Raw genomic sequence first — 25,481 nt, 5'->3', positions numbered from 1 at the left:
CTGTCATGGGGAACCGCTATGCAGCACTGCAAACTCAAGCATTCGAGCCTGGCCGTGGCCATCGTCATCGCCGCTCTGGCACAGGGCGCTCTCGCCGACGGCTTCATCGAGGACAGCAAGGCCAGCCTCGGCCTGCGTAACTTCTACATCAATCAGGACAACCGCAACGGCTCCGCCGCGCCGAGCAAGCAGGAAGAGTGGGGGCAGGGTTTCCTGTTCAATTATGCTTCCGGCTTCACTCAGGGCACGGTGGGTTTCGGCGTTGATGCGCTCGGCCTGCTGGGCGTGAAGCTCGATAGCGGCAGGGGCAAGCAGTACAACCCGGACAGCAGCAACCTGGGCGGTATCGTCTTCCCCACCGACAGCGATGGCCGCGCGGTGGATGACTTCGCCAGCCTGGGGCTGACCGCCAAGGCCAAGGTTTCGCAGACCGAACTGCGCTACGGCACCCTGCAGCCCAAGCTGCCGGTGGTGACCTACAACGACGGCCGCCTGTTGCCGCAGACTTTCAGTGGCGGGCAGGTCACCTCCAACGAGTTCAAGGACCTGACCTTCGTAGCCGGCCAACTGGAACATATGAAAGGCCGTAATTCGAGCAACTCCGACCAGGGGCTGTCGATTGCCGGGGCCAACGCCGGCGGCAAGTCGCAGTTCGCCCAGTACAGCAACAAGTTCTACTACGGCGGGGCGGACTACCGGATCAACGCGAACACCACGGTCCAGTACTACTACGGCAACCTGAAGGACTTCTACAAGCAGCACTTCCTCGGCCTGCAGCACAGCTGGGACGTGGGTGTCGGCGCATTGAAGAGCGATCTGCGCTACTTCCACAGCAGCAGTGACGGCAAGAATGGCAGCCAAGATCCGTTCTATTCCACCACCGGTTACTACGGTAGCGGCGTGACCCGTGGCAAGGTGGACAACCAGGCGCTCAGCGGTCTGTTCACCTACAGCCTGCAGGGCCACAGCTTCGGCGTCGGGCACCAAGGCCTCTCTGGCGACAGCGACTTTCCGTTCATCAATGATGGTGACGGCGCGACTTCCTACCTGATCACTGAATCGCAGATCGGCAGGTTCCAGCATGCCGGCGAGCGGACCTGGCTGGCGCGCTACGGCTATGACTTCGCGGCGCTGGGTGTACCGGGCCTGAACTTCCAGACCGTCTACCTGCGCGGCGACAGCATTGATACCGCCTACGGCAAGCAGACCGAGTGGGAGCGCGATATCAGCCTGGGCTACACCATCCAGGATGGCCCGCTGAAGAACCTGGGCGTGGCCTGGAAGAATGCGTCGCTGCGCAGCGGCTTGCCGGCGGCCGCCACGCCGGGCTCTGCGAGCCAGCGCGACCAGGATGAGAACCGCCTGATCGTCAGCTACAGCATTCCGCTGCTGTAACGCTGCATTTCCGCAGATTTCAGGCAATGAAAAAGGCCGTCGTTCCGGTGGGAGCGACGGCCTTTTGGTCTTCAGCGCATCAGCGCATCAGCGGCTCTGCGGCGCCGGTTGCTGCTGGGTGATGCAGTGGATGTTGCCGCCGCCCAGGAGGATCTCGCGGCCCGGCACCATGACGATCTCGTGCTCGGGGAAGATGCGCTTGAGGGTCGCTTCGGCTTCGGCGTCCGCCGGGTCGTCGAAGCGCGGGGCGATGATGCCGCCGTTGACGATCAGGAAGTTGACGTAGGAACCGGCCAGGCGGATCGACGGATCGCGCGGCTGGGTGCCGATCACCAGGTCGATGCCTTCGCACTCGGCGTCGGTCGCGTGGATCGGGCCGGGGATGATGATCTTGTGCACGGTCAGCTGGCGGCCCTTGGCGTCACGGGCGGTTTCCAGCACGCGCATGGCGGCCTGGCAGCGCTCGTAGTTCGGGTCGTTCTGGTCTTCGGTCCAGGCGAGCAGCACTTCGCCGGGACGCACGTAGCAGCAGAAGTTGTCGACGTGGCCGTCGGTCTCATCGTTGAACAGGCCGTCCGGCAGCCAGATCACGGTGTCGATGGCCAAATGCTCGCGCAGCACGGCCTCGATCTCTTCGCGGCTCAGGTGTGGGTTGCGGTTGTGGTTGAGCAGGCATTCCTCGGTGGTGATCAGAGTGCCTTCGCCGTCCACGTGGATGGAGCCGCCTTCCAGTACGAAGCCTTCGGTGCGATAGCCGTCGCAGCGCTCGATGCCGAGGATCTTGCTCGCTACCTGATCGTCGCGGTGCCAGGGGAAGTACAGGCCGCCTTCGAGGCCGCCCCAGGCGTTGAAGGTCCAGTCCACGCCGCGTACGTCGCCCTTGTCGTTGGTGACGAAGGTCGGGCCGGTGTCGCGCACCCAGGCGTCGTCGTTGCTGATTTCCACCACGCGGATGTTGGCCGCGTCGGCCAACTGGGCGCGGGCATTCTCGTACTGGCCGGCGGAGACGCCAATGGTCACCGGCTCGAAGCGGGCGATGGCGCGGGCCACGGCGCTGAAGGCGGCCTGCGCGGGCTTGCCGCCCAGGCGCCAGTTGTCCGGACGCTCGGGCCAGACCATCCAGGTCTGGGTCTGGGGTTCCCATTCCGCCGGCATGCGGAAGCCATCGGCGCGGGGAGTGCTGGTCAGCGTGGTCATGGGGCGGTCCTTGGTCAGTGCTTCGTGGAAGGGGCGAGCCGATAGCCATCGATGGGTATCGTTGCGCTCTGCCCATCCTACGGAGTGGGTTGTGTCATTCGGGATGTCGTCGCTGTCGACCGTTGCAGGAGGGCCAGTATAGGTCGCCTGCCGCATCAGCAAGCCGGGATGCTCCCAGGTGGGAGAACTTATATCCGATAAAAATCGGTTTATGAAGGACAAAATAGAAATATTTCGGCCGTATATCCGAATACTTATCGGATAAAAATCGATTATTCTAGCGGTGAGGGACGCTTCGGCAGGCAGGGTGGCAGGTACAGCGACAGGTAGGCGTCGATTACCCGCATGCCTTCTTCGGCCAGGCGCTCGGTGATCTGCCCGTGGCGCTGCACGGAGAGGGCGTAGACGCGGTCGCCCAGCTCGATGGCCAGGCTGAAGACCTCGATGTCCTGCGGTAGCGGCGGCAGCTCGAAGTGGCGCTCGAACAGTTCGCGCATGGCCTGGCCGAGTTGCACGTCGTGCTGGCTGTCGGCCTGGGTGACTTCGGCGAGGCCGTGGCTGGCGAGGATCAGCTGGCGCGCGGCGGCGTCTTCGGCGTAAACCGCCAGGGTGCGCTGCTCGACCAGCCGCGCGAGGGCGCGCCAGTCGCGCAGGGCGGCGTGGTCGACGGGCTGTTCCAGGCAGGCGCGGAAGGCGGCGTGGACGTCGCTGGTCAGCCCCTGCAGCAGGGCCGGCACACTGGGGAAGAAGTGGTAGACGGAGGAGGGCGGGATATCCGCGCGCTCGGCCACCGCGTAGATCGACAGCCCCGCCGCGCCACTCTCGGCCAGCAGGGCGCGGGCGGCCTCGAGGATCACGGCGATGCGTGCCTGGCTGCTGGCGCGGGGCTTGCGAGTGGGAGAGGGAGCGGGCATGACGACCTCCGGAGCTGGGCGGCTATTGGACGCCAGCTCCGGGGTGCTCGGCAAGTCAGCTGCCGCCGTCGCGCAGCTTGGCCCAGACGTCGGTGATCACCGGGGCGGTCTTCTCCGGCGCGGTTTCCAGGGCGAACAGGCGGCGCTTGGTTTCCTGGTCCGGGTAGAGGCCCGGCTGGTCGCGCAGGGCGGCGTCGAGGAACTGCGCGGAGTCCTTGTTGCCGTTGGGGTAGAGGGTGGCGGCGGTGACCTGCGCGGCGACCTTGGGTTGCATCATGTAGTCGATGAATTTCAGCGCCAGGTCCGGGTGCTCGGCAGCGCTGGGGATCACCAGGTTGTCGATGAACAGCACCGAGCCTTCCTGCGGCACCACGAAGCGCACCGGCTGGCCGGCGTTGGCCGCGCCCAGGGCGTCGCCGACCCAGGCCATGGCGACGCACAGCTTGCCGGTATTGAGGTCCTGGATGTAGCGCTCGCTGTCGATGTAGCGCAGGTTCGGGCGCAGCTGCGCGAGTACTTCGCCGGCACGGCGGATCTGCGACGGTGCGCTGCGGGCGAAGTTGCGGCCCTGGTAGTTCATCAGCACCGAGAAGGCTTCGTCCGGGGCGTCCAGCAGGCTCATGCCGCAGGCCTTCAGGCGCTGGCTCTGCTGCGGATCGAACAGAATGCTCCAGCTGTCGGGCAGCTTACCGCCGTAGGCCTTCTCTGCTTCGGGTTCGTTGATTGCCAGGCCGACGGCGCCCCACAGGTAGGGCACGGCGTGCTGGTTGTTCGGGTCGACGGCGGCCAGCTTGCTCAGCAGCTGGGTGTCGAGGTGGCTGCGGTTGGGCAGCTTGCTGAAGTCCAGCGCCTGGATGCGCTTGTCGCGGATCAGCGCCGGCAGGTCGTTGTGCGAGGGCACGGCGACGTCGAATTTCTCGCCGCTCTCCAGGGCTTTCTTGACCTCTTCGGCGGTGCTGTAGGTCGTGTACTCGACCCGGATGCCGGTGTCCTTCTCGAAGTCCTTGAGCACTTCCGGAGCGATGTAGTCGTTCCAGTTGTAGACGCGGATGACCTGGTCGGCCCAGGCGGACAGCGGGCACAACAGCATCAGAATCAAGGCGTACAGGCGTGGCATTGGCGATCTCCCTGAATGAACCACGTAATCAGCGGATGCGGCATTCATTCGCCGCTCGATAGCGCGACAGCAAAGACACGACAGACGCGATGGACGCCCAGGCGGGCGCATGGAGACATCGCGGGCAGGAAGGAACGACGGATGTGACTCGCCGCAGCGCCCCTCCTCGCCGTTGCGATGTCGCAGTTCCCCGGGTGTGCCAGAGGCACAAGGAAACGCCGGCCCTGAGGCCGGCGTTTCGTTTACCACTTATACGGTGTGCAAGTACCAGTTGTACTCGAGGTCGGAGATCGAATACTCGAACTCCTGCATCTCATGCTCCTTGCACGCGACGAAGATGTCGATGTACTCGGGGCTGATGTACTTGTTCATCACGTCGCTGTCGTCCAGCTCGCGCAGTGCATCGCGCAGGTTGTTCGGCAGGCTCTGTTCCAATTGCTCGTAGGCGTTGCCTTCGATCGGCGCGCCCGGCTCGACCTTGTTGGTCAGGCCGTGGTGGACGCCGGCCAGTACCGCCGAGAGCAGCAGGTACGGGTTGGCATCGGCACCGGCGACGCGGTGTTCCAGGCGCACCGCGTCCGCGGAGCCGGTGGGCACGCGCAGGGCGACGGTACGGTTGTCCAGGCCCCAGCTCGGTGCGTTCGGCACGAAGAAGGCCGAACCGAAACGGCGGTACGAGTTGACGTTCGGGCAGAGGAACGCCATCGACGCCGGCAGGGTCTCGAGCACACCGCCGATCGCGTGGCGCAACGCGGCGTTCTGCTCGGGATCCTCGCTGGTGAAGATGTTCTTGCCGTCCTTGTCGAGCAGCGAGACGTGGACGTGCAGACCGTTGCCTGCCTGACCCGGGTAGGGCTTGGCCATGAAGGTCGAGTCCATCTCGTGGTCGTAGGCGACGTTCTTGATCAGGCGCTTGAGCAGGACTGCGTAATCGCAGGCCTTCAGGGCGTCGTCAACGTGGTGCATGTTGACTTCGAACTGTGCCGGGGCGCTTTCCTTGACGATGGCGTCAGCCGGAATGCCCTGGGCGCGGGCGCCGTCGATGATGTCCTGCAGGCAGTCGGCGTACTCGTCGAGGTCGTCGATGGAGTAGACCTGCACCGATTGCGGACGCTTGCCGGAGATCGGCGAGCGCGGCGGCTGCGGACGGCCGTTCACGTTCTCCTGGTCGATCAGGTAGAACTCGAGCTCGAAGGCCGCGACGATGGTCAGGCCGATGTCGGTGAACTTCTGTACGACCTGACGCAGCACTTCACGCGGGTCGGCGAAGAACGGCGTACGTTCTTCCATCTCGTGCATGGTCATCAGCAGCTGCGCGGTCGGGCGCTTCTGCCAGGGCTCCATGGAGAGGGTGTTGGGGATTGGGAAACAGACGCGATCCGCGTCGCCAATGTCCAGGCCGAGGCCGGTGCTTTCTACGGTGGAGCCGGTAATGTCGAGAGCGAAGAGAGAGGCGGGGAGGTTGATGCCCTTCTCATAGACTTTGGGCAGGTTGGTGCGTTCGATGCGCTTGCCGCGGACCACACCATTCATGTCTGCAATAAGGAGGTCGACGAACTGGACCTCGGGGTGTTCCTTCAGGAACTCACTCGCTTCATCGAGCGACACGGCACTCTGGGGTACCGACATGATGTAACACCTTTATTGTTAAAAATTTCAATCATTCGAAAGCTGAGGTGTGAGTCAATCCGAATTGGCAAGGGTTGTCAATGTCGCACCAAAATAGGGCGCATCGGTCGTGATGGGCCGTTTTTGGGGCGTTTCGCGCCGCTTTTGATGAGCGGAGAGCCTTTGCTGGCGGGCTGTTCAATGGGGCGTGTTTGATTTTTTACATGACTATTGTGTAAAAAAATGAACAAGGCTAAGCTCGGCCTCAAGCCCATAACACTTACAAACACGGGTGTCCCATGTCTCGCCTGCCGTTAATCGGCGTGTCCGCCTGCATCAAGCAGATCGGTTCCAAACCCTACCATGTTGCTGGCGACAAATACCTCAGAGCGCTGATCTCCGGGGCCTCGGGCATTCCTTTGATCATTCCCTCCCTGGGCGATGCCATCGACCAGGAAGACATGTTGGCCGCATTCGACGGCCTGCTCTTCACAGGCTCGGCGTCGAACGTCGAGCCCCATCATTATAGTGGCTCCGCCAGCATTGCAGGCACTCCTCATGATCCCGAGCGCGACAGTACGACGCTGCCGCTGATTCGCCGCGCCGTCGCGGCCGGGATTCCGGTGTTGGGCATTTGCCGCGGCTTCCAGGAAATGAACGTCGCCTTCGGCGGTTCGCTGCACCAGAAGGTGCACGAAGTCGAAGGCTTGATGGACCACCGCGAACCCGCGGGTGAACCGATCGAAATCCAATATGGTCTGCGGCACGTCCTCGATGTGCAGCCGGGCGGCGTTTTCGCCGGTATCGGGCTACCCTCGCAGTTCCAGGTCAACTCTATTCACGGCCAGGGCGTTGATCGTCTGGCGCCCGGCCTTCGTGTAGAAGCTCTGGCGCCTGACGGGTTGGTTGAAGCCTTCTCCGTCGAAGGTGCGGCCTTCGCCGTCGGGGTGCAGTGGCACCCGGAATGGCAGGTCGAAACGAACCCCAACTATCTCGCTATCTTCCAGGCATTCGGCAAAGCCTGCAGCAAGAGGGCGGGGAACCGCTGAGTCCGGCGTTGGTGCCGGGCTCTCAAACCCTGAGGTCTTTATGACTAGCAAGTTAGACCAGCTCAGTGGCTGGTTGAAGGAACGCAAGATCACCGAAGTGGAATGCATGATCGCCGACCTGACCGGGATTGCCCGGGGCAAGATCGCGCCGACCGCGAAATTCCTCAACGAGAAGGGCATGCGCCTGCCGGAGAGTGTTCTCCTGCAGACCGTGACCGGTGATTACGTCGAAGACGACATCTATTACGACCTGCTGGACCCGGCCGACATCGATATGGTCTGCCGCCCGGACGAGAATGCCGTGTTCCTCGTCCCCTGGGCCATCGAGCCGACTGCGATGGTCATCCACGACACCTACGACAAGCTCGGCAACCCCATCGAGCTGTCGCCGCGCAACGTGCTCAAGCGCGTCCTCCAGCTCTACGCCGATAAAGGCTGGAAGCCGATCGTGGCGCCGGAGATGGAGTTCTACCTGACCAAGCGCAGCGACGACCCCGACTACCCGCTGCAGGCTCCGATCGGCCGTTCCGGCCGCCAGGAGACCGGTCGCCAGTCCTTCTCCATCGACGCGGCGAACGAATTCGACCCGCTGTTCGAGGACATGTACGACTGGTGCGAACTGCAGGGCCTGGATCTGGACACCCTGATCCATGAAGAAGGCACCGCGCAGATGGAGATCAACTTCCGTCACGGCGATGCCCTGGACCTGGCCGACCAGATCGTGGTGTTCAAGCGCACCATGCGCGAGGCCGCGCTCAAGCACAACGTCGCCGCCACCTTCATGGCCAAGCCGATGACCGGCGAGCCGGGCAGTGCCATGCACCTGCACCAGAGCATCGTCGACATCAAGACCGGCAAGAACATCTTCTCCAACGCCGACGGCAGCATGAGCGAGCTGTTCCTGCACCACATCGGCGGCCTGCAGAAGCTGATCCCCGAGGCGCTGCCGCTGTTCGCCCCGAACGTCAACTCGTTCCGCCGCTTCCTGCCCGACACCTCGGCGCCGGTGAACGTGGAGTGGGGCGAGGAGAACCGTACCGTGGGCCTGCGCGTACCGGATTCCACACCGGACAACCGCCGCGTGGAGAACCGCCTGGCCGGCGCCGACGCCAACCCTTATCTGGCCCTGGCCGCCAGCCTGCTGTGTGGCTACATCGGCATGGTTGAAGGCCTCAAACCCAGTGCCCAGGTCAAAGGCCGTGGCTATGAACGGCGTAACCTGCGCCTGCCGCTGACCATCGAGGCCGCCCTGGAGTGCATGGAAGGCAGCAAGACCCTGGAGAAATACCTGGGTGACAAGTTCATTCGAGGCTACGTCGCGGTGAAACGCGCCGAGCACGAGAACTTCAAACGAGTAATCAGTTCCTGGGAGCGTGAGTTCCTTCTGCTTTCTGTCTGATCGGCGTGGGGTCCGGCGCGTGGCCGGGCCCCGTGTTTCTTAGAGAAGAGGTTTTATCAAGATGACTAACCAGACCAGCGCCAACACCCAACACTGGCAGGCGCTCAGCCGCGATCACCACCTGGCTCCGTTCACCGACTACAAGCAGCTGAACGAGAAGGGTGCGCGCATCATCACCAAGGCCGAAGGCGTGTACCTGTGGGACAGCGAGGGCAACAAGATCCTCGATGGCATGGCCGGCCTGTGGTGCGTGAACGTCGGCTACGGTCGCAAGGAACTTGCTGAAGCCGCCTACAAGCAGATGCAGGAACTGCCCTACTACAACCTGTTCTTCCAGACTGCCCACCCGCCGGTGCTGGAGCTGTCCAAGGCGATCGCCGACATCGCCCCCGAAGGCATGAACCACGTGTTCTTCACCGGCTCGGGCTCGGAGTCCAACGACACCGTGCTGCGCATGGTCCGCCACTACTGGACCATCAAGGGCCAGCCGCAGAAGAAAGTGGTCATCGGCCGCTGGAACGGCTACCACGGCTCCACCGTCGCCGGCGTCAGCCTGGGCGGCATGAAGGCGCTGCACGAGCAGGGTGACCTGCCAATCCCCGGCATCGAGCACATCGCCCAGCCCTACTGGTTCGGCGAAGGCGGCGACATGGACCCGGAAGAGTTCGGCGTCTGGGCTGCCGAGCAGCTGGAGAAGAAGATTCTCGAAGTCGGCGAAGACAAGGTCGCCGCCTTCATCGCCGAGCCCCTGCAGGGCGCGGGCGGCGTGATCATTCCGCCGAAAACCTACTGGCCGAAGATCCGCGAGATCCTCGCCAAGTACGACATTCTTTTCATCGCCGACGAAGTCATCTGCGGCTTCGGCCGTACCGGCGAATGGTTCGGCAGCCAGTACTTCGGCAACGCCCCGGACCTGATGCCGATCGCCAAGGGCCTGACCTCCGGCTACATCCCCATGGGCGGCGTGATCGTTCGCGACGAGATCGTCCATACCCTGAATGAGGGTGGGGAGTTCTATCACGGCTTCACTTACTCTGGTCACCCGGTAGCCGCTGCGGTGGCGCTGGAGAACATCCGCATCCTGCGGGAAGAGAAGATTGTCGAGCGTGTGAAGAACGAAACGGCACCGTATTTGCAGCAGCGCTGGCAAGAGCTGGCCGACCATCCCCTGGTAGGCGAAGCCCGCGGGGTAGGCCTGGTGGCAGCACTGGAGCTGGTGAAGAACAAGAAGACCCGCGAGCGCTTCGAAGGCAAGGGTGTCGGGATGCTGTGCCGTGAGCACTGCTTCCGCAACGGTCTGATCATGCGCGCGGTGGGAGACACTATGATTATCTCGCCGCCGCTGGTGATCGAGAAATCGCAGATCGATGACCTGATCACCCTGGCGCGCAAGTGCCTCGATCAAACCGCCGCAGCCGTTCTGTCTTGAGTCTTTCACCGGACCTTTGACAGACTGCGCCTGTGCGTTGGCCAGGCTCACCGGGTGGTGACGGAAGGAGATGTCCACGCCACCCGGAACATCAAAAAAACAAACGGAGCTACCCGCATGTTCAAGACCTTCGGCAAATCCCTGCTCGCTGTAACGCTGGCAGGCGCTGTGGCTGGTATGGCGCAGGCAGATGACAAGGTGCTGCACGTCTACAACTGGTCGGACTACATCGCGCCGGACACGGTCGACAAGTTCACCAAGGAAACCGGAATCAAGGTCGTCTACGACGTCTACGACAGCAACGAAGTGCTGGAAGCCAAGCTGCTGGCCGGCAAGTCGGGCTACGACATCGTGGTGCCGTCCAACTCCTTCCTGGCCAAGCAGATCAAGGCTGGCGTCTACACGCCGCTGGACAAGTCCAAGCTGCCGAACTGGAAGAACCTGAACCCGGACATCATGAAGACGCTGGAGATCAGCGACCCGGGCAACCAGTACGCGATCCCCTACATGTGGGGCACCATCGGCATCGGCTACAACCCGGACAAGGTCAAGGCCGCGCTGGGCGACAACGCCCCGGTGGACTCCTGGGACCTGGTGTTCAAGCCGGAAAACATCCAGAAGCTGAAGGCCTGCGGCGTGAGCTTCCTCGACTCGCCGACCGAAATGCTCCCGGCCGCCCTGCACTACCTGGGCTACAAGCCCGATAGCCAGGACCCGAAAGAGCTGAAGGAAGCCGAAGCGCTGTTCCTGAAGATTCGTCCGTACGTCTCCTACTTCCACTCCTCCAAGTACATCTCCGACATCGCCAACGGCAACATCTGCGTGGCTATCGGTTACTCGGGTGACGTGTACCAGGCCAAGTCCCGCGCTGAAGAAGCCAAGAACAAGGTCACTGTGAAGTACAACATTCCGAAGGAAGGTGCTGGCGCGTTCTTCGACACCGTCGCCATTCCGAAGGATGCCGAGAACCAGGAAGCCGCGCTGAAGTGGATCAACTTCCTGCTCGAGCCGGCGGTCATGTCCGAGATCACCAACGTCGTGCAGTTCCCGAACGGCAACGCCGCCGCCACGCCGATGGTGAACGAGGCGATCCGCAACGACCCGGGCGTGTATCCGACTCCGGAAACCATGAAGAAGCTGTACGCCTTCCCGGACCTGCCGGCGAAGACCCAGCGTCTGATGACCCGCAGCTGGACCACCATCAAGTCCGGCAAGTAATCGGGTAATCGCTGTCGCCTGGCGCGGCAGCGGATGGTCCGGACAGCGGCGGGGGAGTGCGCTCCCTCGCCCGCTACCGGCAGCAACAAACAGCTTCCATCGGTGGAATGGCTGCGCAAGCCCCGGCGCTCTCGTGCTGTAAAGGGTTCGGCGCTATCCACGGACCGGCCGTCGAAACCCCGGCAGCAACCGACTGAAGTAGTCAAATACAACGAGAGGACTCACGTGTGCGCATTCCCTTCCGCAGAACCCTGATCGCTGCAGTCTCCGTCTTCGGCCTGACTTCGCTGGCCCAGGCGGAACAGACCGTCCACATCTACAACTGGTCGGACTACATCGGTGAAACCACCCTCGCCGATTTCGAGAAGGAAACCGGTATCAAGCCGGTGTACGACGTCTTCGACTCCAACGAAACCCTGGAAGGCAAGCTGCTGGCCGGTCGCACCGGCTACGACGTGGTCGTGCCGTCCAACCACTTCCTCGGTCGCCAGATCAAGGCCGGCGCGTTCCAGAAGCTGGACAAGAGCCAGCTGCCGAACTGGTCGAACCTCGACCCGCACCTGATGAAGCAGCTCGAGGCCAACGACCCTGGCAACCTGTACGGCGTGCCGTACCTGTGGGGCACCAACGGCATCGGCTACAACGTCGAGAAGGTCAAGGCCGTGCTGGGTGTCGACACCATCGATTCGTGGGCCGTTCTCTTCGAGCCCGAGAACATGAAGAAGCTCAGCCAGTGTGGCGTCGCCTTCCTTGATTCGGGCGACGAGATGATGCCGGCTGTGCTCAAGTACATGGGGCTGGACCCCAACAGCACCAATCCGGACGACTACAAGAAGGTGGAGGACAAGCTGATGAAGGTGCGTCCGTACGTCACCTACTTCCACTCCTCCAAGTACATCTCCGACCTGGCCAACGGCAACATCTGCGTTGCGGCCGGTTTCTCCGGTGACGTATTCCAGGCCGCCAACCGCGCCAAGGAAGCCGGCAAGGGCGTGAACATCGCCTACGCCATTCCCAAGGAAGGCGCCAACCTCTGGTTCGACATCCTCGCCGTGCCGAAGGATGCCTCCAACCCGAAGGCGGCCCACGCGTTCATCAACTACCTGCTCAAACCCGAAGTGATCGCCAAGGTCAGCGATTACGTCGGTTACGCCAACCCGAACCCCAAGGCTGGCGAATTCATGGATGAGTCCGTGCGCAACAATCCTGAGGTGTACCCATCCCAGGAGGTTCTCGACAAACTCTTCGTGCAGCATGAGCTGCCGCCGAAGATCCTGCGCCTCATGACCCGTTCCTGGACCAAGATCAAGTCGGGCAAGTAAGACGGTTTTCCCCAAATCCGTCCGCGCGGGCACGGAGCGTCGCAGGGCCCCTCGAAAGGCCCAGCGGCGCACGTAAACTGCGCCAGCCCTGTAATACCAAGCATGCCCGGCCGCGGGGGCCGGGCCTCTATGATTTGGGAGTTGTGGTAATGGCAATAGCCTCCGGTGCCTACAAGAAAGCCTTGAGTGGCGACCAGAAGCCTAAAGAGGTTCTGGTAAAAATCGACCGGGTCAGCAAGCAGTTCGACGAAACGCTGGCTGTGGACAGCGTGTCCCTGGACATCAAGAAAGGCGAGATCTTCGCCCTGCTCGGTGGTTCGGGTTCGGGCAAGTCGACCCTGCTTCGCATGCTGGCTGGTTTCGAGCGTCCCACTGAAGGTCGCATCTTCCTCGATGGCCAGGACATTACCGACCTGCCGCCCTATGAGCGGCCGATCAACATGATGTTCCAGTCTTACGCCCTGTTCCCTCACATGAGCGTGGCGCAGAACATCGCCTTCGGCCTGAAGCAGGATGGCCTGCCCAAGGCTGAGATCGACAAGATCGTCGACGAGATGCTCAAGCTCGTGCAGATGACCCAGTACGCCAAGCGCAAGCCGCACCAGCTCTCCGGCGGCCAGCGTCAGCGCGTGGCCCTGGCCCGCTCCCTGGCCAAGCGTCCGAAGCTGCTGCTGCTCGACGAGCCCATGGGCGCGCTGGACAAGAAACTGCGTTCGCAGATGCAGCTGGAACTGGTAGAGATCATCGAGCGCGTGGGCGTGACCTGCGTGATGGTGACCCACGACCAGGAAGAGGCCATGACCATGGCCCAGCGCATCGCCATCATGCACCTGGGTTGCATCGAGCAGATCGGCAGCCCGATGGACATCTACGAGACTCCGGCCAGCCGCCTGATCTGCGAGTTCATCGGCAACGTCAACCTGTTCGACGGCGAGATCGTCGAGGACCTGCAGGACCACGCGGTCATCGCCTGCCCGCAGCTGGAAAACCCGATCTACATCGGCCACGGCATCAGCACCCGTGCCGAGAACAAGCGCATGACCTACGCGCTGCGTCCTGAAAAGGTCATGGTCAGCGCGCAGAAGCCGGAAAACCTCGAGCACGAAGGCTTCAACGTCGCCCAGGGCACCGTCCACGACATCGCCTACCTGGGCGGTCACTCGGTGTACTACATCAAGCTGGCCTCCGGCTTCATCGTCCAGGCCTTCATGGCCAACGCCGAGCGCCACGTCGCGCGCCCGACCTGGGACCAGCCGGTTTACATCAGCTGGTACGACGACAGCGGTGTGGTACTGCAATCATGAACATCAGCAAATCGCTCATGAAACGCCTGCCGAACGGCCGGCATGCCGTGATCGGTGTGCCGTTCTTCTGGCTGTTCCTGTTCTTCCTGCTGCCCTTCGCCATCGTGCTGAAGATCAGTCTGGCGGCAGCGGACGTGGCCATTCCGCCGTACACCGAAGTGTTCCAGTACGCCGACCAGACCCTTCAGGTCGTGATGAATCTGGGCAACTACCTGATGCTGACGGACGACCCGCTCTACATCGACGCCTACCTGGGCTCGCTGAAGATGGCGGCGATCAGCACCTTCCTGTGCCTGCTCATCGGATACCCGATGGCCTATGCCATCGCCCGCGCCAGCAAGGAAATGCAGACCGTCCTGTTGCTGCTGATCATGATGCCGACCTGGACGGCGATCCTGATCCGCGTTTACGCCTGGATGGGCATCCTGTCCAACAACGGCCTGCTCAACAGCTTCCTGATGTGGCTGGGCATCATCAACGAGCCGCTGACGATCCTGAACACCAACTTCGCGGTGTACATCGGTATCGTCTACTCGTACCTGCCCTTCATGGTCATGCCGCTCTACGCCAACCTGGTGAAGCACGACATGAGCCTGCTGGAAGCCGCTTCCGACCTCGGCGCGCGCAGCTTCACCAGCTTCTGGAAGATCACCGTCCCGCTGTCCAAGAACGGCATCATCGCCGGCTGCATGCTGGTGTTCATCCCGGCGGTGGGCGAGTTCGTGATCCCGGAACTGCTGGGCGGCCCCGAGACGCTGATGATCGGTAAAGTGCTGTGGCAGGAGTTCTTCAACAACCGTGACTGGCCGGTGGCATCCGCCCTTGCCGTCGTGATGCTGGCGATCCTGATCGTGCCCATCATCTTCTTTAACAAGAACCAGGCTAAAGAGCTGGAGGGCAAGGTATGAACAAGCGTTGGTCGTTCTCCAACATCATGCTGGTGTTGGGCTTGCTCTTCATCTACGTGCCGATGCTCATCCTGGTCATCTACTCGTTCAACGGCTCCAAGCTGGTGACCGTGTGGGGCGGCTGGTCGGTGAAGTGGTACGTCGGCCTGCTGGACAACCAGCAACTGGTCGGCTCGGTGTTCCGCTCGCTGGAGATCGCCTGCTACACCGCGATCTCTTCGGTGGCCCTGGGCACCCTGGCCGCATTCGTGCTGACCCGCATCCCGCGCTTCCGTGGCCGCACGCTGTTCGGCGGCATGGTCACCGCGCCGCTGGTCATGCCCGAGGTGATCACCGGTCTGTCGCTGCTGCTGCTGTTCGTTGCGATGGCCCAGCTGATCGGCTGGCCGCAGGAGCGCGGCATCGTGACCATCTGGATCGCCCACACCAGCTTCTGCTCGTCCTACGTGGCGGTGGTGGTGTCGGCGCGCCTGCGCGAACTGGACCTGTCCATCGAGGAAGCGGCCATGGACCTGGGCGCCAAGCCCTGGAAAGTGTTCATGCTGATCACCATCCCGATGATCGCCCCGTCGCTGGCGGCGGGCGGCATGATGTCCTTCGCGCTGTCGCTGGATGACCTGGTACTGGCCAGCTTCGTGTCCGGTCCTGGCTCCACCACCCTGCCGATGGAAGTGTTCTCCGCCGTGCGCCTGGGCGTGAAGCCGGAGATCAACGCCGTAGCCAGCCTGATCCTGCTGACCGTTTCGCTGTTCACCTTCTTCGCCTGGTACTTCACCCGCCAGGCCGAGGAGCGTCGCAAGCGTGCGATCCAGGAAGCCATGGAGTCCAACGCGACCGATTGGCAGAAGGGTTCGACAGCCACCGCCTGACGCCGTCTTGTCGGCCGGTAGTATCCGGCGATTGTCGAACCACGGGCCACCTTCGGGTGGCCCGTGTTTTTTTGCTCACACGTTATTCCGAAGTGCTTGGAAGTACGGGGTTTATCGGAAAAATCCGTGGGTCGCAAAGACTCCCTCCCGGCCGATTGCCAACTACGCTCTAAGCGTTCGGTAGCGCTTTCCGGTCACCCCCCGAACCAGGACCGGATGGTGCCGCCGGCAAACTTCCAGTGACGCCTTATGGCACTCCGTGCGGGAGACGGCGCCCAATACAACACCCCGATCGTTATCCCTTGGGGAAATAACGCGCCAGGGAGCTTCGGCATCTCCCGCAACACTCTCTACAACGCACCAATGAAAAACCCCGCAGAGGCGGGGTTTTTCATTTCCGGGTGGCTCTTGCCGAGGGCGCTTCAGCGGCGCACGGGAATCAACCGCAGGATGCCCTTGGTGTTGGCCTTCACTTCGTTGTCGTCGTAGTGCTGCGGCAGGTACTGGCCTTCGATGTAGGCCTCGGCCTGGTCGTCGTAGTGCTTGTCGAACGGCACGCCGCTCTGCCCCACCGGGTTGATCCCCAGACTGTGGGCTGGGTCGGCAAAATCGATCAGGCGACGGGTGGACGGGCCATAAATCACCTGCCAGGGCGCCGGGCCGACGCGGGCGGACAGGTTGTTCGGCACCTCGTGGCCGCCAGGAGCCGCGAACGGGCCGACGTTGAAGAGGCGGTCCAGCGGCTTCTGCTGGCCCAGCGGGTGGCCGTGGGTGAGGGTGTGCGCCTTGCCCCACTGCCATTGCTTCGAGTCCTGGCCGAGTTTGGCGCGCAGGTGCGCCAGACTGTCCTTCCAGGCGGCCTTGACGATATCGGCGCGGGTTTCCTTCTGCGGCGTCTTGCGGTTGTCCCACCACGGCGAATTCTCGTCGGCGGCCAGGCGCGGCAGGGCCACGTCGAGCACGCGGGTGGACAGCAGGTTGTCGAAGAAGGCGTCGCCCATCTCGTCGCGCATGGCGCCGTCGGCCACCTGATAGAGCAGCTGGTTGAACACTGTGGCAGTGACCGAATCCAGCGGGTGGTCGCCCTGCCAGTTGGCCAGGTTCTCCACCAGCGCCTTCTCTTCGTCGGTTGCGGCGGCTTCACGCAGGATCGGCAGCAGCGGCTTGAGGAAGCGCGGGCCATAGCCGGTGGCGGTGTCCAGCTGCAGCGCCTGGCTGTTCTGCAGGTCCCACTTCACCGTGTCGTCGGACAGGCGCTTGTTCAGCTGCTGGCCGCGATCGGGCAGGTTGTAGTAGCCGGGCACCGGGCGACCGTTGGCCGGCACCGGCTGGAAGTTGGCGGAGACGATGTAGCCACGCGCCGGGTTCTCTTCCTGCGGGTTCTCGCTGAAGGGGTAGAAGCCGCTCTTGTCGGCCTGGCCGCTGGCGCCGTCGAGCAGGAAGTTCGGGTTGACCCCGTCCGGGCGCACCGGCAGTTGCGCCGAGGCCCACCAGCCGATGTCGCCACGGGCGTTGGCCCAGACCACGTTGAGGCCCGGCGACTGGATCTTCGAGGCTGCCGCACGCGCCTTGGGCAGGGTGTCGGCGCGGTTCAGCTCGTAGAAGGCGTCGAGGATCGGGTTCTGGGTTTCCAGGAAGGCCCACCACATGGACACCGGCGTCTTGCCCGCAGCGGTGCCCAGTGCATCGTTGACCAGCGGGCCGTGGGGCGAGCTGCGCAGGGTGATCTTCACCGGCGCCTCGCCCTTCACCGCGATGCTCTGCTCCTCGCTTTTCAGGTCCGTCCACTGGCCGTGGTACCAGACCTGGTTGGGGTTGTCCGGGTTGACCTTCTCGGCGACCAGATCGACGTCGTCGTTCTGGAACATGGTCAGGCTCCAGCCGAACTGCAGGTTGTGGCCGAGCGAGGCGAAGGGGTTGAGCGCCTGGTAGTGGCCGTACAGCTCGAAGCCCGGTGCGCTGGCCTGCATCTCGTACCACACTGCCGGCACGGCGAAGCGGATGTGCGGGTCGCCCGCCAGCAGCGGCTTGCCGCTCTTCGTGCGGCTGCCGGAAACGGCCCAGGCGTTGCTGCCCTCGAACTGCGGCAGGCCGGCTTTCTCCAGCGCGGAGTGGCTCAGGCGGGCGATGGCGCTCAGATCCTGCCAGTCGGCGGCGGCCAGCGCCTTGGGAGTCATCACGCCTTCGGGGTGCCAGTCGAGGTCGAATACCTTCAGGTAGTCCGCGCCCAGCTCGTCGCGCACGTAGGTCAGCACTGGCTCGGTGCGGAAGGCGGCGGCGAAGCTGTAGGCCATGTAGCCGGCGACGCTGACGGTGTCTTCGGGGGTGAAGGCGCGCTTGGGAATGCCGAGGATGTCGAACTCCACCGGGCGCGGATGGCTGTCCTGGAACTGGTTGACGCCATCGAGGTAGGCGACCAGCGCCTTCCAGGCCGGAGAATTCTTGTCCTGCTTGGCCACGTATTCGGCGGCGTGGTCGCGGATGCGCAGGCTGCGGAACATGCGGTCGGTGTCGACCAGCTTGGGCCCGAGCACCTCGGCCAGCTCGCCACGGGACAGGCGACGGAGGATTTCCATCTGGAACAGGCGGTCCTGGGCGTGGACGTAACCGATCGCCCGGTACATGTCCTCTTCGCTGCCGGCCTTGATGTGCGGCACGCCGCGCTCGTCGTAGCGAACCGTGACTTCGCTGGCGAGGCCGGCCAGGGGTAGTTGTCCGTCGCGTACCGGCTGCTTGCCGTGCAGGTACCAGCCGGCGCCTGCCGCGGCAGCGGCGACAACGACAGCGAGGACAGTCAAAGTGCGTTTCATGCGGCAACTCCTTGTTGTTATGCGGCGATTTTGCAGTGGATGCCGCTCGTCGCTCATTGACCAAAGGTCTCGCTGCTGGAATTCTCCGGTCAACTCCAGGAGTGACCATGGCCGCCCCCGAACTGAACTTCCCCGCCACCCCGGCGCTGACCCAGTCCGCCACCCTGCGCCGCCAGTTGTACGAGGCGCTCTCGGTGCTGGGCTTCGACCCCACCGACATCTACCGCCAGGCCCTGCAGAAGGTCCGCCTGCCGCCGCCGGCGCAGAGCGGTCGCCTGGTGCACGACGACGCACCATTGTTCTGGACGACCCTTGACGAAATTACCGGCGACGCCGATATCGGCCTGCACCTGGGTGAGGCGATGAAGCCGCGCCTGCTGGACGTGGTCGGCTACCTGTTGATGGCCAGCAGCGACCTGCGTGAGGCGCTGCACAGCTTCCTGCGCTTCCAGCACATCCTCTCCGGCGGCTTTGCCGCGCAGATGCGCGAGGAGGGCGAGCAGGTCCGGCTGATCCTCGATCTCAACTACCTGGGCACCAGTAACCTGCGCCAGCAGATGGAGTGCCTGATGCTGCTGTTCCTCAAGCTGCTGGCGCTGATCACCGACGATGAATTCCGCGTCCAGGCCATCGAGTTTCGCCATCCGCAGCCGCGTCGGCTGAGCGAGCACCGGCGGCTGTTCGGCCTCACGCCGACCTTCGGCAAGCCCAATGACGCCTTGCTGTTCGATCGCGCCCAGATGGCCAGGCCGTCACGCACCGGCAACCCAGTGTTGCACCGGTTGCTCACCGAGCACGCGCGGGAGCAGCTGGGCACGCTGGACGAGAACGACCTGCTCAATCGCCTGCGCTACCTGATCGCCATACGGTTGGGGGAGGAGGAGTGCACCCTGCAAAGCTGCGCCCGTGAGCTGGGCGTGCGGCCGGGGCTGCTGCAGCGCAACCTGGCGAGCCGGGCACAGACGTTCAGGGAAGTGCGGGAGGAGGTGCGCCGGCAACGTGCCGCGCAGTTGCTGGAGCAGGGCGAAGCGATCCGCGAGGTGGCGCGGGCCTGTGGCTTTGCCGAGCTGTCGCCGTTCTATCGCGCGTTCAAGCGCTGGTATTCGGTGCCGCCCGAGCGCTATCGCCAGCGTCTGCAGGGCGGCACCGAAGGCTGAGGCTTACTCGGCCAGCGGGATTTCGCGGCTGACTTCCAGCAGCGCCATGGCGTCGAGCTGGTCTTCGACCTGCAGGAAGCGCAGTGCGCGCTGCGGCGAGACTTCCTTGGCGATGCGCTTGAGGTACTTCTCTTTCAGCTCCTGGCGGTCGTCCTGCAGTTCCAGCACCTGCTTCTGCAGCTTCGCCGCGTCGTCGTTGCTCACCGAGCCGGTGTTATAGCTGTTGGCGTAGTCGATGATGATCGCCAGGGTCTGCTTGCTCAGCTTGTCCGCCTCGGTGCGGTAGCTGTTGTAGATCGGCCAGAACTTCTCGGTTTCCTGCGGGGTGAGCTTCATGTTGGCTTCGACGATGCGCTTGCGCTTGTAGTCGATGTCGGCGATGCGGTTGTTGATGGCCTGCTTGTGTTGCTCCATCACCTGTTTGCTGTTGGGGGCATCCTCGGCGTGGGCGGCCAGGGGCAGCACCAGCCCGGTGGAGAGAACGGCGCAGAAGGCGAGGGCGGAAGGAAGACGCATGCGAAAAGCTCCTTGGTGGCGATCGGCCCTTCATGGGCCGGCGATCCAAGTGTAGTCACGGATTGGCCATCGGCTTCGTTGATGCGGCTCAGTGCTTTGCGCCATCCCAGGGGCAATAGCAGCCCACCGCCAGGGTGTGGGTCGCGTTGACCTGGCGGCCGCCCACCAGAGCATCGAGGATCGGCTCGATGAAGCTGTTGCCAGAGGTGCACACCGCGCCTTCGCTGTAGGGGCCGAAGTAGGCCAGCTTGCCCTGGGCGTCCCAGATCGCCACGGCGGGGCTGGCGGGCAACTGCTCGGCGCCGGGCAGCGAGTCCAGCGCACGCATGGTGTTCAGCGTGTCGGGCAGGTGGCCGCGGCTGCCGGGCTTCTGCACGGCGAAGAACTCCACGCCTTGTGGACCGAAGCGCTGGATCAGCTCGGCCAGGTGCTGCTGGTTGCCGACGTTGCACGGGCAGGCCGGGTCCCAGAAGTGCACCAGGCGGATCTTGCCGGGGCCGGCCAGTTGTGCGGGCAGCATCAGGTGGTCGCCGGAAAACAGCTGCGGCTGATGGCTGAACGGGCGGATGAAGCGGTTCTCGTACCACCAGTAGGTGGCAAGCAGCGCGCCCAGGCAGAGCGCGGCGATCAGCCAGGTGAGCAGCGATTTTCGGCGTGAGGACATGGCGGCGACCAGTGACAGAGTCGGTAAGATAGCCGACAAGCTTGCCACGGGGGCGAGCGCGGCAGAATATCCCGCTGCTGCACGCGCTCCTTTCGTCACCCGCCTGCCAGAAGCGAAACGCCCATGCCTGAAGCCTTCCAGCCCGATCTGCTGCGCACCCTGCTGCGACCTCTGACCGCAGAGGCGAACGAGGTCGGCATCGCGCTGTACCAGCATTTCTACGGCCTGGACCTGCACGCCCGTCACCCCGGCCTGCAGAGTCGGCTGGGCACCTTCGAGGCCGGCGGCTACCAGATCGCCGCGCAGTACTGGCGACCGGTGCTGGCGCGGGGAACCGTCGTCCTGCTGCATGGCTACTACGACCACATGGGCCTGTACCGCCACGTGATCGACTGGGCGCTGGGCATGGGCTTCGCGGTGCTGGCCTGCGACCTGCCGGGGCACGGCCTGTCGGGTGGCGCTGCCGCCAGCATCGGCGACTTCGCCGAATACCAGGTGGTGCTGGGCGCGTTACTGGGGCAGGCCCAGGAGTTGGACCTGCCGCAACCCTGGCATCTCTGTGGGCAGAGCACCGGTGGGGCGATCCTGCTGGACTACCTGCTCACCGGCGCACCGCGCCCGGAACTGGGCCGTACCATCCTGCTGGCGCCGCTGGTGCGACCACGGGCCTGGGGCTGGTCGAAGTTCAGCTACCAGATGTTGCGGCCCTTCGTGGATTCGATTCCGCGACGCTTCAGCGAGAATTCCAATGACGCCGAGTTCCTTTCCTTCCTGCGCGACCGCGATCCGCTGCAGCCGAAGATCCTGCCCACGGCCTGGGTGGGCGCGCTGGCGCGCTGGATTCCGCGCATCGAGGCGGCCGGCCACGGCGCGCAGAGCCTGCTGGTGGTGCAGGGCGACGCCGACGAGACGGTGGACTGGCGCTACAACCTGAAGGTGCTGGAGGACAAGTTCGAGAAGATCGAGTGTCTGCTGCTCACCGGCGCGCGGCACCACCTGGCGAACGAGAGCGAGACGTTGCGCAGGCGTTACTTCGATTTTCTCAGTGAGCGGTTGGCTTAGCGGGGATGGTGCGGGGAAGGGAACCGCTGTAGTCGAGGGTGTGTCCCTACACTCCTTGCGCCATGCTCCTCAGGCGCCACCCTCTGTACAGCGGGTGCCATTCTAGGAGGAGCGTTCCTCGGAGTGGTCCTCAAGCGGGGTCAGTCTTTTCCGATCACTGCCCGCCAGAGGAAACCGATAACCCTGCCTTAAGGGCGGCGAGGGCGGCGCGGTAATAATCGCGGCCGGCCGGCGACTCGCTGAAGTCGGCGAACTGGCCCAGTTCGGCATCGCTCAGGCCGCGATAGACGTACAGCAGGGTGTTGTCGAGATCGGCGCCGATCTGGCTCATCAGCTTCTGCCGCTGGCCTTCGAGCATGCCCTGGGCGCTGCCGCCACCGAGCAGGCCGGGGAGCATCTGGCTGAGGCTGTCGGCGGCCACGCTGGCCAGGGCCAGGCTGACTTCGGCGCCGGCTTCGCGGGCCGGCAGGATCTGGCTCAGGCGATGAATGATCTGCTTGCGCGCATCGCTGGCCTGCTGGCGCGGCAGACCGTTGGCGTACTTCTGCAGCTGGTCGCTGCGGGTGGCCAGGGTCTCGGCGCCGGCGACCTTGCGGCCCAGTGGGGATTCGAAGAAATTCACCGCCGCGGTGCTGTCCTGCAGGTTCTGGCGCAGGCCATCGAGGGCGCGCTGGTCGATATCGGCAGGGGCGAATCGCTGGTTGCTGTTGTCCACCAGCGTCTGGTACAGCGCCGGCGGCAGGTTGCCCTGGTAGCGCTTCTGCGCGGCGTGCAGGGCGTCATTGAAGTGCGCTCGCTGTTCCGGCCAGCCGGCGGCCTGGTACAGGCGCTGGTAGTTGTCGGCCAGGGCAGGCATGCCCAGTACAAGAAGGGTGAGGGCCAGCAGTACGCGCATTGCAACTCCTTTTGGGCGGCAGGGTTCGCTCGCCGGGGGCTATTGTCGGCAAGGCTTGCCCCGCTTGTCGAGACACTGGCGCTGGACGTTACAATGCGCGATGTATTTCGACGCCGATTCTCCTGTCCTGCACCGCATCGTGGATGACCTCGCCGACAAGGGCTGGTCGCAGCAGGACGCCTTCCTTCCCGATGCCCTGATCGCCCAGCTGGCGACGGAATGTCGTGCCCGTGACGCGGCCGGCAAGCTGGCCTCCGCCGCCATCGGTCGGGGTGAGGGCCAGGCGGTGCGCGAAGGCATTCGCGGCGACCGTATCCAGTGGCTCGAGCCCGGCCAGTTCGAGGCCTGCGACCTTTACCTGGGTGCGCTGGACGCGCTGCGCCAGCAGATCAATCGCTCGCTGTACCTGGGCCTGGAAGACTTCGAGGGGCACTTCGCGCTCTATCCGCCAGGGGCGTTCTACCAGAAACACCTGGACCGCTTCCGCGACGATGACCGCCGCGCCATTTCCGCCGTGTTCTACCTCAACCGCGACTGGCCGGTGACGCAGGGCGGCGAATTGCGGATGTACCTCCCCGACGAACGGACACTGGACCTGCCGCCGCTGGCCGGCCGGCTGGTGGTGTTCCTCTCCGGCGAGTTCCCCCACGAGGTGCTGCCGGCCACCCATGAGCGCCTGTCGCTCACCGGCTGGTTCCGTCGTCGCGGCGACGCCCCGCGCTGAACCCCGGGCGTGTCAGTGGCCCCAGATCTTCAGGGTGCCGCTGATGTCCTGGATGTCGCGCACTTCGATGCTCCCCAGCTTGCCGCCACCTACATAGAGATCGCCGGTTACCCGCATGCGGATGGTCTGCGACGGCAACCCGCTGGCATTGAGCTGCTGGTTGATGGTGGTCAGGTCGGGCAGGGTCAGCGCCAGTTGCTGCTGGCCGCCGGCACCCTGCACCACGTCCACCTGCAGCGTCGGCTGTTCGATGCCGAAGATCGGCAGGCTCAGGCCCAGCTGTGCGGGCCCGTAGGGCAGGCTGCCGCCGCGCCCGTCGGGGCAGTCGCCGGCACTCACGCAACCGTTGTCGATGAACACGTTGCGCAGCGAGACGCTGCCGCCGTCGTCATTCCACGCCACGCTGTCCATGTGCGCCAGCACGTCGGCACGGATGCTGATGCCGTCCTGGCCGGTGACGGCACCCAGGCGCTCATTGTCCAGCGCCTGGAGTTCGGCGAAGGCCATCGGCAGGTAGGACAGCGCGGCGAAGGTGGCGGTGCAGAGCAAGAGACGGGGCATGACGGAGGCTCCTTGGCGATTGGCCGATGCGCGAGTCTGGGTGGCGGCCTGCCTGGCAGCCAGTGCCGGACGGCTGTTCCCGTCGAAGGTTGTGCTCGACTCGGGCCCGAGCGGGCGCCGACGACCGGCGCGCCGCTCAAGGACCCGACTTTCGGCGGGCCGGAAACCTGTTGCGACAGACGCGCCGATGAAAGTTGCGTTACCCGGCGTGACCGGTAAACGGTGAGCGGCTAGTCTGTCCCCTTCCAAAAGGGAGTGATTCGCCCATGCAGAAGGTTCTCGTCAGCCGCTGCCTGCTTGGCCATCGCGTCCGCTACGACGGCGGTGCGCACGGGCCGTTCGACCTGCTGTCGCGCTGGCTGGACCAGGGCCGGGTGGTCGCGCTGTGCCCGGAAGTCGCCGGCGGCCTGCCGACGCCCCGCGCCCCGGCGGAGATCCCTGGTGGCCAGGGCATGGCAGTGCTGGAGCGCGTGCGCCCAGTGATGACGGTAGAGGGTGAGGACGTCAGCGACGCCTTCCTGCTCGGCGCCGAAGAAGCCATGGCGCTGGTGCGCCGCCATGACATCCGCCTGGCGGTGCTCAAGGCGCGCAGCCCTTCCTGCGGCAACCGCGAGAACTATGACGGCAGCTTCAGCGGCCAGAAGGTCGCTGGCGAAGGCGTCACCGCCGCCGCTCTCAAACGCATGGGCGTACTGGTGTTCAGCGAGGAAGAGCTGGATGCCGCCGCGGTCTGCCTGGCCGGGCTGGAAGCCGGAGGCTAGAGCGCTTTCCGACACTCGAAGACGCACTATTTTCCTTGAGCCTCGCGCTCTGGCGCCTATGCTTGTGCGTTCCATGCGCAAAGGCGCGGGCCGGCCTGAGCGGGTCCTTCGCCTTTGCGATTGTCATGCAGAAGGAGAAGAACATGAGAACCATGCTGCCTTGCCTCGGCCTTGCCTCGGCCTTGCCGCGCTGCTCGCCGGTACTTCCGCCATGGCCGCGGAAATCCCGCGCACCCCGGCCCCGGAAGGCGCCAAGGTGTACTTCATCGAGCCGGCCGACGGGGCTACGGTGGACAAGACCTTCACCGTCAAATTCGGCCTCAAGGGCATGGGCGTCGCGCCGGCGGGCGTGGATTCGCCGGCCACCGGCCACCACCACCTGCTGATCGATCTCAAGGAGCAGCCGGCGATGAACATGCCGCTGCCGATGACCGACCAGATCAAGCACTTCGGCAAGGGCCAGACCGAGACCCAGGTGACCCTGCCGCCGGGCAAGCACACCCTGCAGCTGCTGGTGGGCGACAAGAACCACGTGCCGTTCGACCCGCCGGTGGAGTCACAGCAGATCACCGTCAATGTGAAGTGACGATTGGCTTGGGCGT

Annotated in this window: 23 protein-coding genes; 14 read left to right on the top strand and 9 right to left on the bottom strand. The window is 64.2% G+C overall.

Annotated features, from left to right (window positions below):
* Positions 1–18 precede the first annotated feature (18 nt).
* Positions 19–1,395, top strand: coding sequence for an OprD family porin (locus tag ABKS89_RS28980; protein ID WP_348588503.1), 1,377 nt, complete (start codon positions 19–21; stop codon positions 1,393–1,395).
* Positions 1,396–1,482: 87 nt separating this feature from the next.
* On the opposite strand, the gene aguA is transcribed toward ABKS89_RS28980, so the two are convergent.
* The 4 genes from aguA to ABKS89_RS28960 all read right to left on the bottom strand — a co-directional run bounded on the left by aguA (position 1,483) and on the right by ABKS89_RS28960 (position 6,252).
* Positions 1,483–2,592, bottom strand: coding sequence for an agmatine deiminase (gene aguA / locus ABKS89_RS28975; RefSeq protein WP_348588502.1), 1,110 nt, complete (start codon positions 2,590–2,592; stop codon positions 1,483–1,485).
* Between the two features lie 272 nt (positions 2,593–2,864).
* Positions 2,865–3,506: a TetR/AcrR family transcriptional regulator gene (locus ABKS89_RS28970; protein WP_348588501.1), complete on the bottom strand. Its 642-nt coding sequence runs from the start codon at positions 3,504–3,506 to the stop codon at positions 2,865–2,867.
* Positions 3,507–3,561: 55 nt separating this feature from the next.
* A complete protein-coding gene (locus tag ABKS89_RS28965) occupies positions 3,562–4,623 on the bottom strand; it encodes a polyamine ABC transporter substrate-binding protein (protein ID WP_138213736.1) in 1,062 nt (353 codons plus the stop codon).
* 249 nt (positions 4,624–4,872) lie between these two features.
* Entirely contained in the window at positions 4,873–6,252 is a 1,380-nt protein-coding gene (locus ABKS89_RS28960) for a glutamine synthetase family protein (RefSeq protein WP_138213737.1), read from the bottom strand.
* 278 nt (positions 6,253–6,530) lie between these two features.
* Between ABKS89_RS28960 and ABKS89_RS28955 the strand changes: the two genes are divergently transcribed.
* The 8 genes from ABKS89_RS28955 (at position 6,531) to ABKS89_RS28920 (ending at position 15,729) form a co-directional block, all read left to right on the top strand.
* On the top strand, positions 6,531–7,280 hold the full coding sequence (locus tag ABKS89_RS28955) for a gamma-glutamyl-gamma-aminobutyrate hydrolase family protein (protein WP_348588500.1): 750 nt from the start codon (positions 6,531–6,533) through the stop codon (positions 7,278–7,280).
* A 40-nt stretch (positions 7,281–7,320) separates the two neighbouring features.
* A complete protein-coding gene (locus ABKS89_RS28950; RefSeq protein ID WP_138213740.1) occupies positions 7,321–8,679 on the top strand; it encodes a glutamine synthetase family protein in 1,359 nt (452 codons plus the stop codon).
* A 61-nt stretch (positions 8,680–8,740) separates the two neighbouring features.
* Positions 8,741–10,108 carry an aspartate aminotransferase family protein gene (locus ABKS89_RS28945; RefSeq protein WP_138213741.1) on the top strand — a complete coding sequence of 456 codons (1,368 nt, stop codon included), beginning with the start codon at positions 8,741–8,743 and terminating at the stop codon, positions 10,106–10,108.
* Between the two features lie 117 nt (positions 10,109–10,225).
* Positions 10,226–11,326, top strand: coding sequence for a polyamine ABC transporter substrate-binding protein (locus ABKS89_RS28940; protein WP_138213742.1), 1,101 nt, complete (start codon positions 10,226–10,228; stop codon positions 11,324–11,326).
* A gap of 251 nt (positions 11,327–11,577) precedes the next feature.
* Positions 11,578–12,648: a polyamine ABC transporter substrate-binding protein gene (locus ABKS89_RS28935; protein ID WP_225594893.1), complete on the top strand. Its 1,071-nt coding sequence runs from the start codon at positions 11,578–11,580 to the stop codon at positions 12,646–12,648.
* Positions 12,649–12,797: 149 nt separating this feature from the next.
* Positions 12,798–13,952, top strand: a complete 1,155-nt coding sequence (locus tag ABKS89_RS28930) for an ABC transporter ATP-binding protein (protein WP_015479458.1) — start codon at positions 12,798–12,800, stop codon at positions 13,950–13,952.
* Between the two features lie 26 nt (positions 13,953–13,978).
* Positions 13,979–14,860 carry an ABC transporter permease subunit gene (locus tag ABKS89_RS28925; RefSeq protein ID WP_138214270.1) on the top strand — a complete coding sequence of 294 codons (882 nt, stop codon included), beginning with the start codon at positions 13,979–13,981 and terminating at the stop codon, positions 14,858–14,860.
* On the top strand, positions 14,857–15,729 hold the full coding sequence (locus ABKS89_RS28920) for an ABC transporter permease subunit (protein ID WP_081515243.1): 873 nt from the start codon (positions 14,857–14,859) through the stop codon (positions 15,727–15,729). Before ABKS89_RS28925 ends, ABKS89_RS28920 begins: the two co-directional genes overlap by 4 nt.
* Positions 15,730–16,151: 422 nt before the next feature.
* Here the strand turns inward: ABKS89_RS28920 and ABKS89_RS28915 are convergent, their stop codons facing one another.
* Positions 16,152–18,539 (bottom strand): penicillin acylase family protein, encoded by a 2,388-nt coding sequence (locus tag ABKS89_RS28915; protein ID WP_348588499.1) that lies wholly within the window; start codon positions 18,537–18,539, stop codon positions 16,152–16,154.
* A gap of 107 nt (positions 18,540–18,646) precedes the next feature.
* Between ABKS89_RS28915 and ABKS89_RS28910 the strand changes: the two genes are divergently transcribed.
* Positions 18,647–19,696, top strand: coding sequence for an AraC family transcriptional regulator (locus tag ABKS89_RS28910; RefSeq protein ID WP_348588498.1), 1,050 nt, complete (start codon positions 18,647–18,649; stop codon positions 19,694–19,696).
* Between the two features lie 3 nt (positions 19,697–19,699).
* On the opposite strand, the gene ABKS89_RS28905 is transcribed toward ABKS89_RS28910, so the two are convergent.
* On the bottom strand, positions 19,700–20,212 hold the full coding sequence (locus ABKS89_RS28905; RefSeq protein ID WP_045215548.1) for a transcriptional regulator: 513 nt from the start codon (positions 20,210–20,212) through the stop codon (positions 19,700–19,702).
* Positions 20,213–20,300: 88 nt separating this feature from the next.
* Positions 20,301–20,876 (bottom strand): DUF6436 domain-containing protein, encoded by a 576-nt coding sequence (locus ABKS89_RS28900; RefSeq protein ID WP_348588497.1) that lies wholly within the window; start codon positions 20,874–20,876, stop codon positions 20,301–20,303.
* A 123-nt stretch (positions 20,877–20,999) separates the two neighbouring features.
* Here ABKS89_RS28900 and bipL point away from each other — a divergent pair, with 123 nt between their 5' ends.
* The gene (bipL, locus tag ABKS89_RS28895; RefSeq protein WP_348588496.1) at positions 21,000–21,938 is read left to right on the top strand and encodes a phospholipase BipL; all 939 of its coding nucleotides are present in this window, start codon (positions 21,000–21,002) and stop codon (positions 21,936–21,938) included.
* A 154-nt stretch (positions 21,939–22,092) separates the two neighbouring features.
* Here bipL and ABKS89_RS28890 read toward each other — a convergent pair whose 3' ends face one another.
* Positions 22,093–22,833, bottom strand: coding sequence for a hypothetical protein (locus tag ABKS89_RS28890; protein WP_348588495.1), 741 nt, complete (start codon positions 22,831–22,833; stop codon positions 22,093–22,095).
* A 100-nt stretch (positions 22,834–22,933) separates the two neighbouring features.
* Between ABKS89_RS28890 and ABKS89_RS28885 the strand changes: the two genes are divergently transcribed.
* Positions 22,934–23,557, top strand: coding sequence for a 2OG-Fe(II) oxygenase (locus ABKS89_RS28885; protein WP_348588589.1), 624 nt, complete (start codon positions 22,934–22,936; stop codon positions 23,555–23,557).
* Positions 23,558–23,569: 12 nt separating this feature from the next.
* On the opposite strand, the gene ABKS89_RS28880 is transcribed toward ABKS89_RS28885, so the two are convergent.
* Positions 23,570–24,064 (bottom strand): DUF6160 family protein, encoded by a 495-nt coding sequence (locus ABKS89_RS28880; protein ID WP_518301064.1) that lies wholly within the window; start codon positions 24,062–24,064, stop codon positions 23,570–23,572.
* Positions 24,065–24,384: 320 nt separating this feature from the next.
* Between ABKS89_RS28880 and ABKS89_RS28875 the strand changes: the two genes are divergently transcribed.
* Entirely contained in the window at positions 24,385–24,879 is a 495-nt protein-coding gene (locus tag ABKS89_RS28875) for a 2-thiouracil desulfurase family protein (RefSeq protein WP_315808335.1), read from the top strand.
* Between the two features lie 211 nt (positions 24,880–25,090).
* Positions 25,091–25,465 (top strand): DUF4399 domain-containing protein, encoded by a 375-nt coding sequence (locus ABKS89_RS28870; RefSeq protein ID WP_348588587.1) that lies wholly within the window; start codon positions 25,091–25,093, stop codon positions 25,463–25,465.
* Positions 25,466–25,481: the final 16 nt, after the last annotated feature.

The organism is Pseudomonas sp. LABIM340 (assembly GCF_040017195.2).
Classification (GTDB): domain Bacteria; phylum Pseudomonadota; class Gammaproteobacteria; order Pseudomonadales; family Pseudomonadaceae; genus Pseudomonas.
This window is presented reverse-complemented; position numbering and strand designations above follow the sequence as displayed.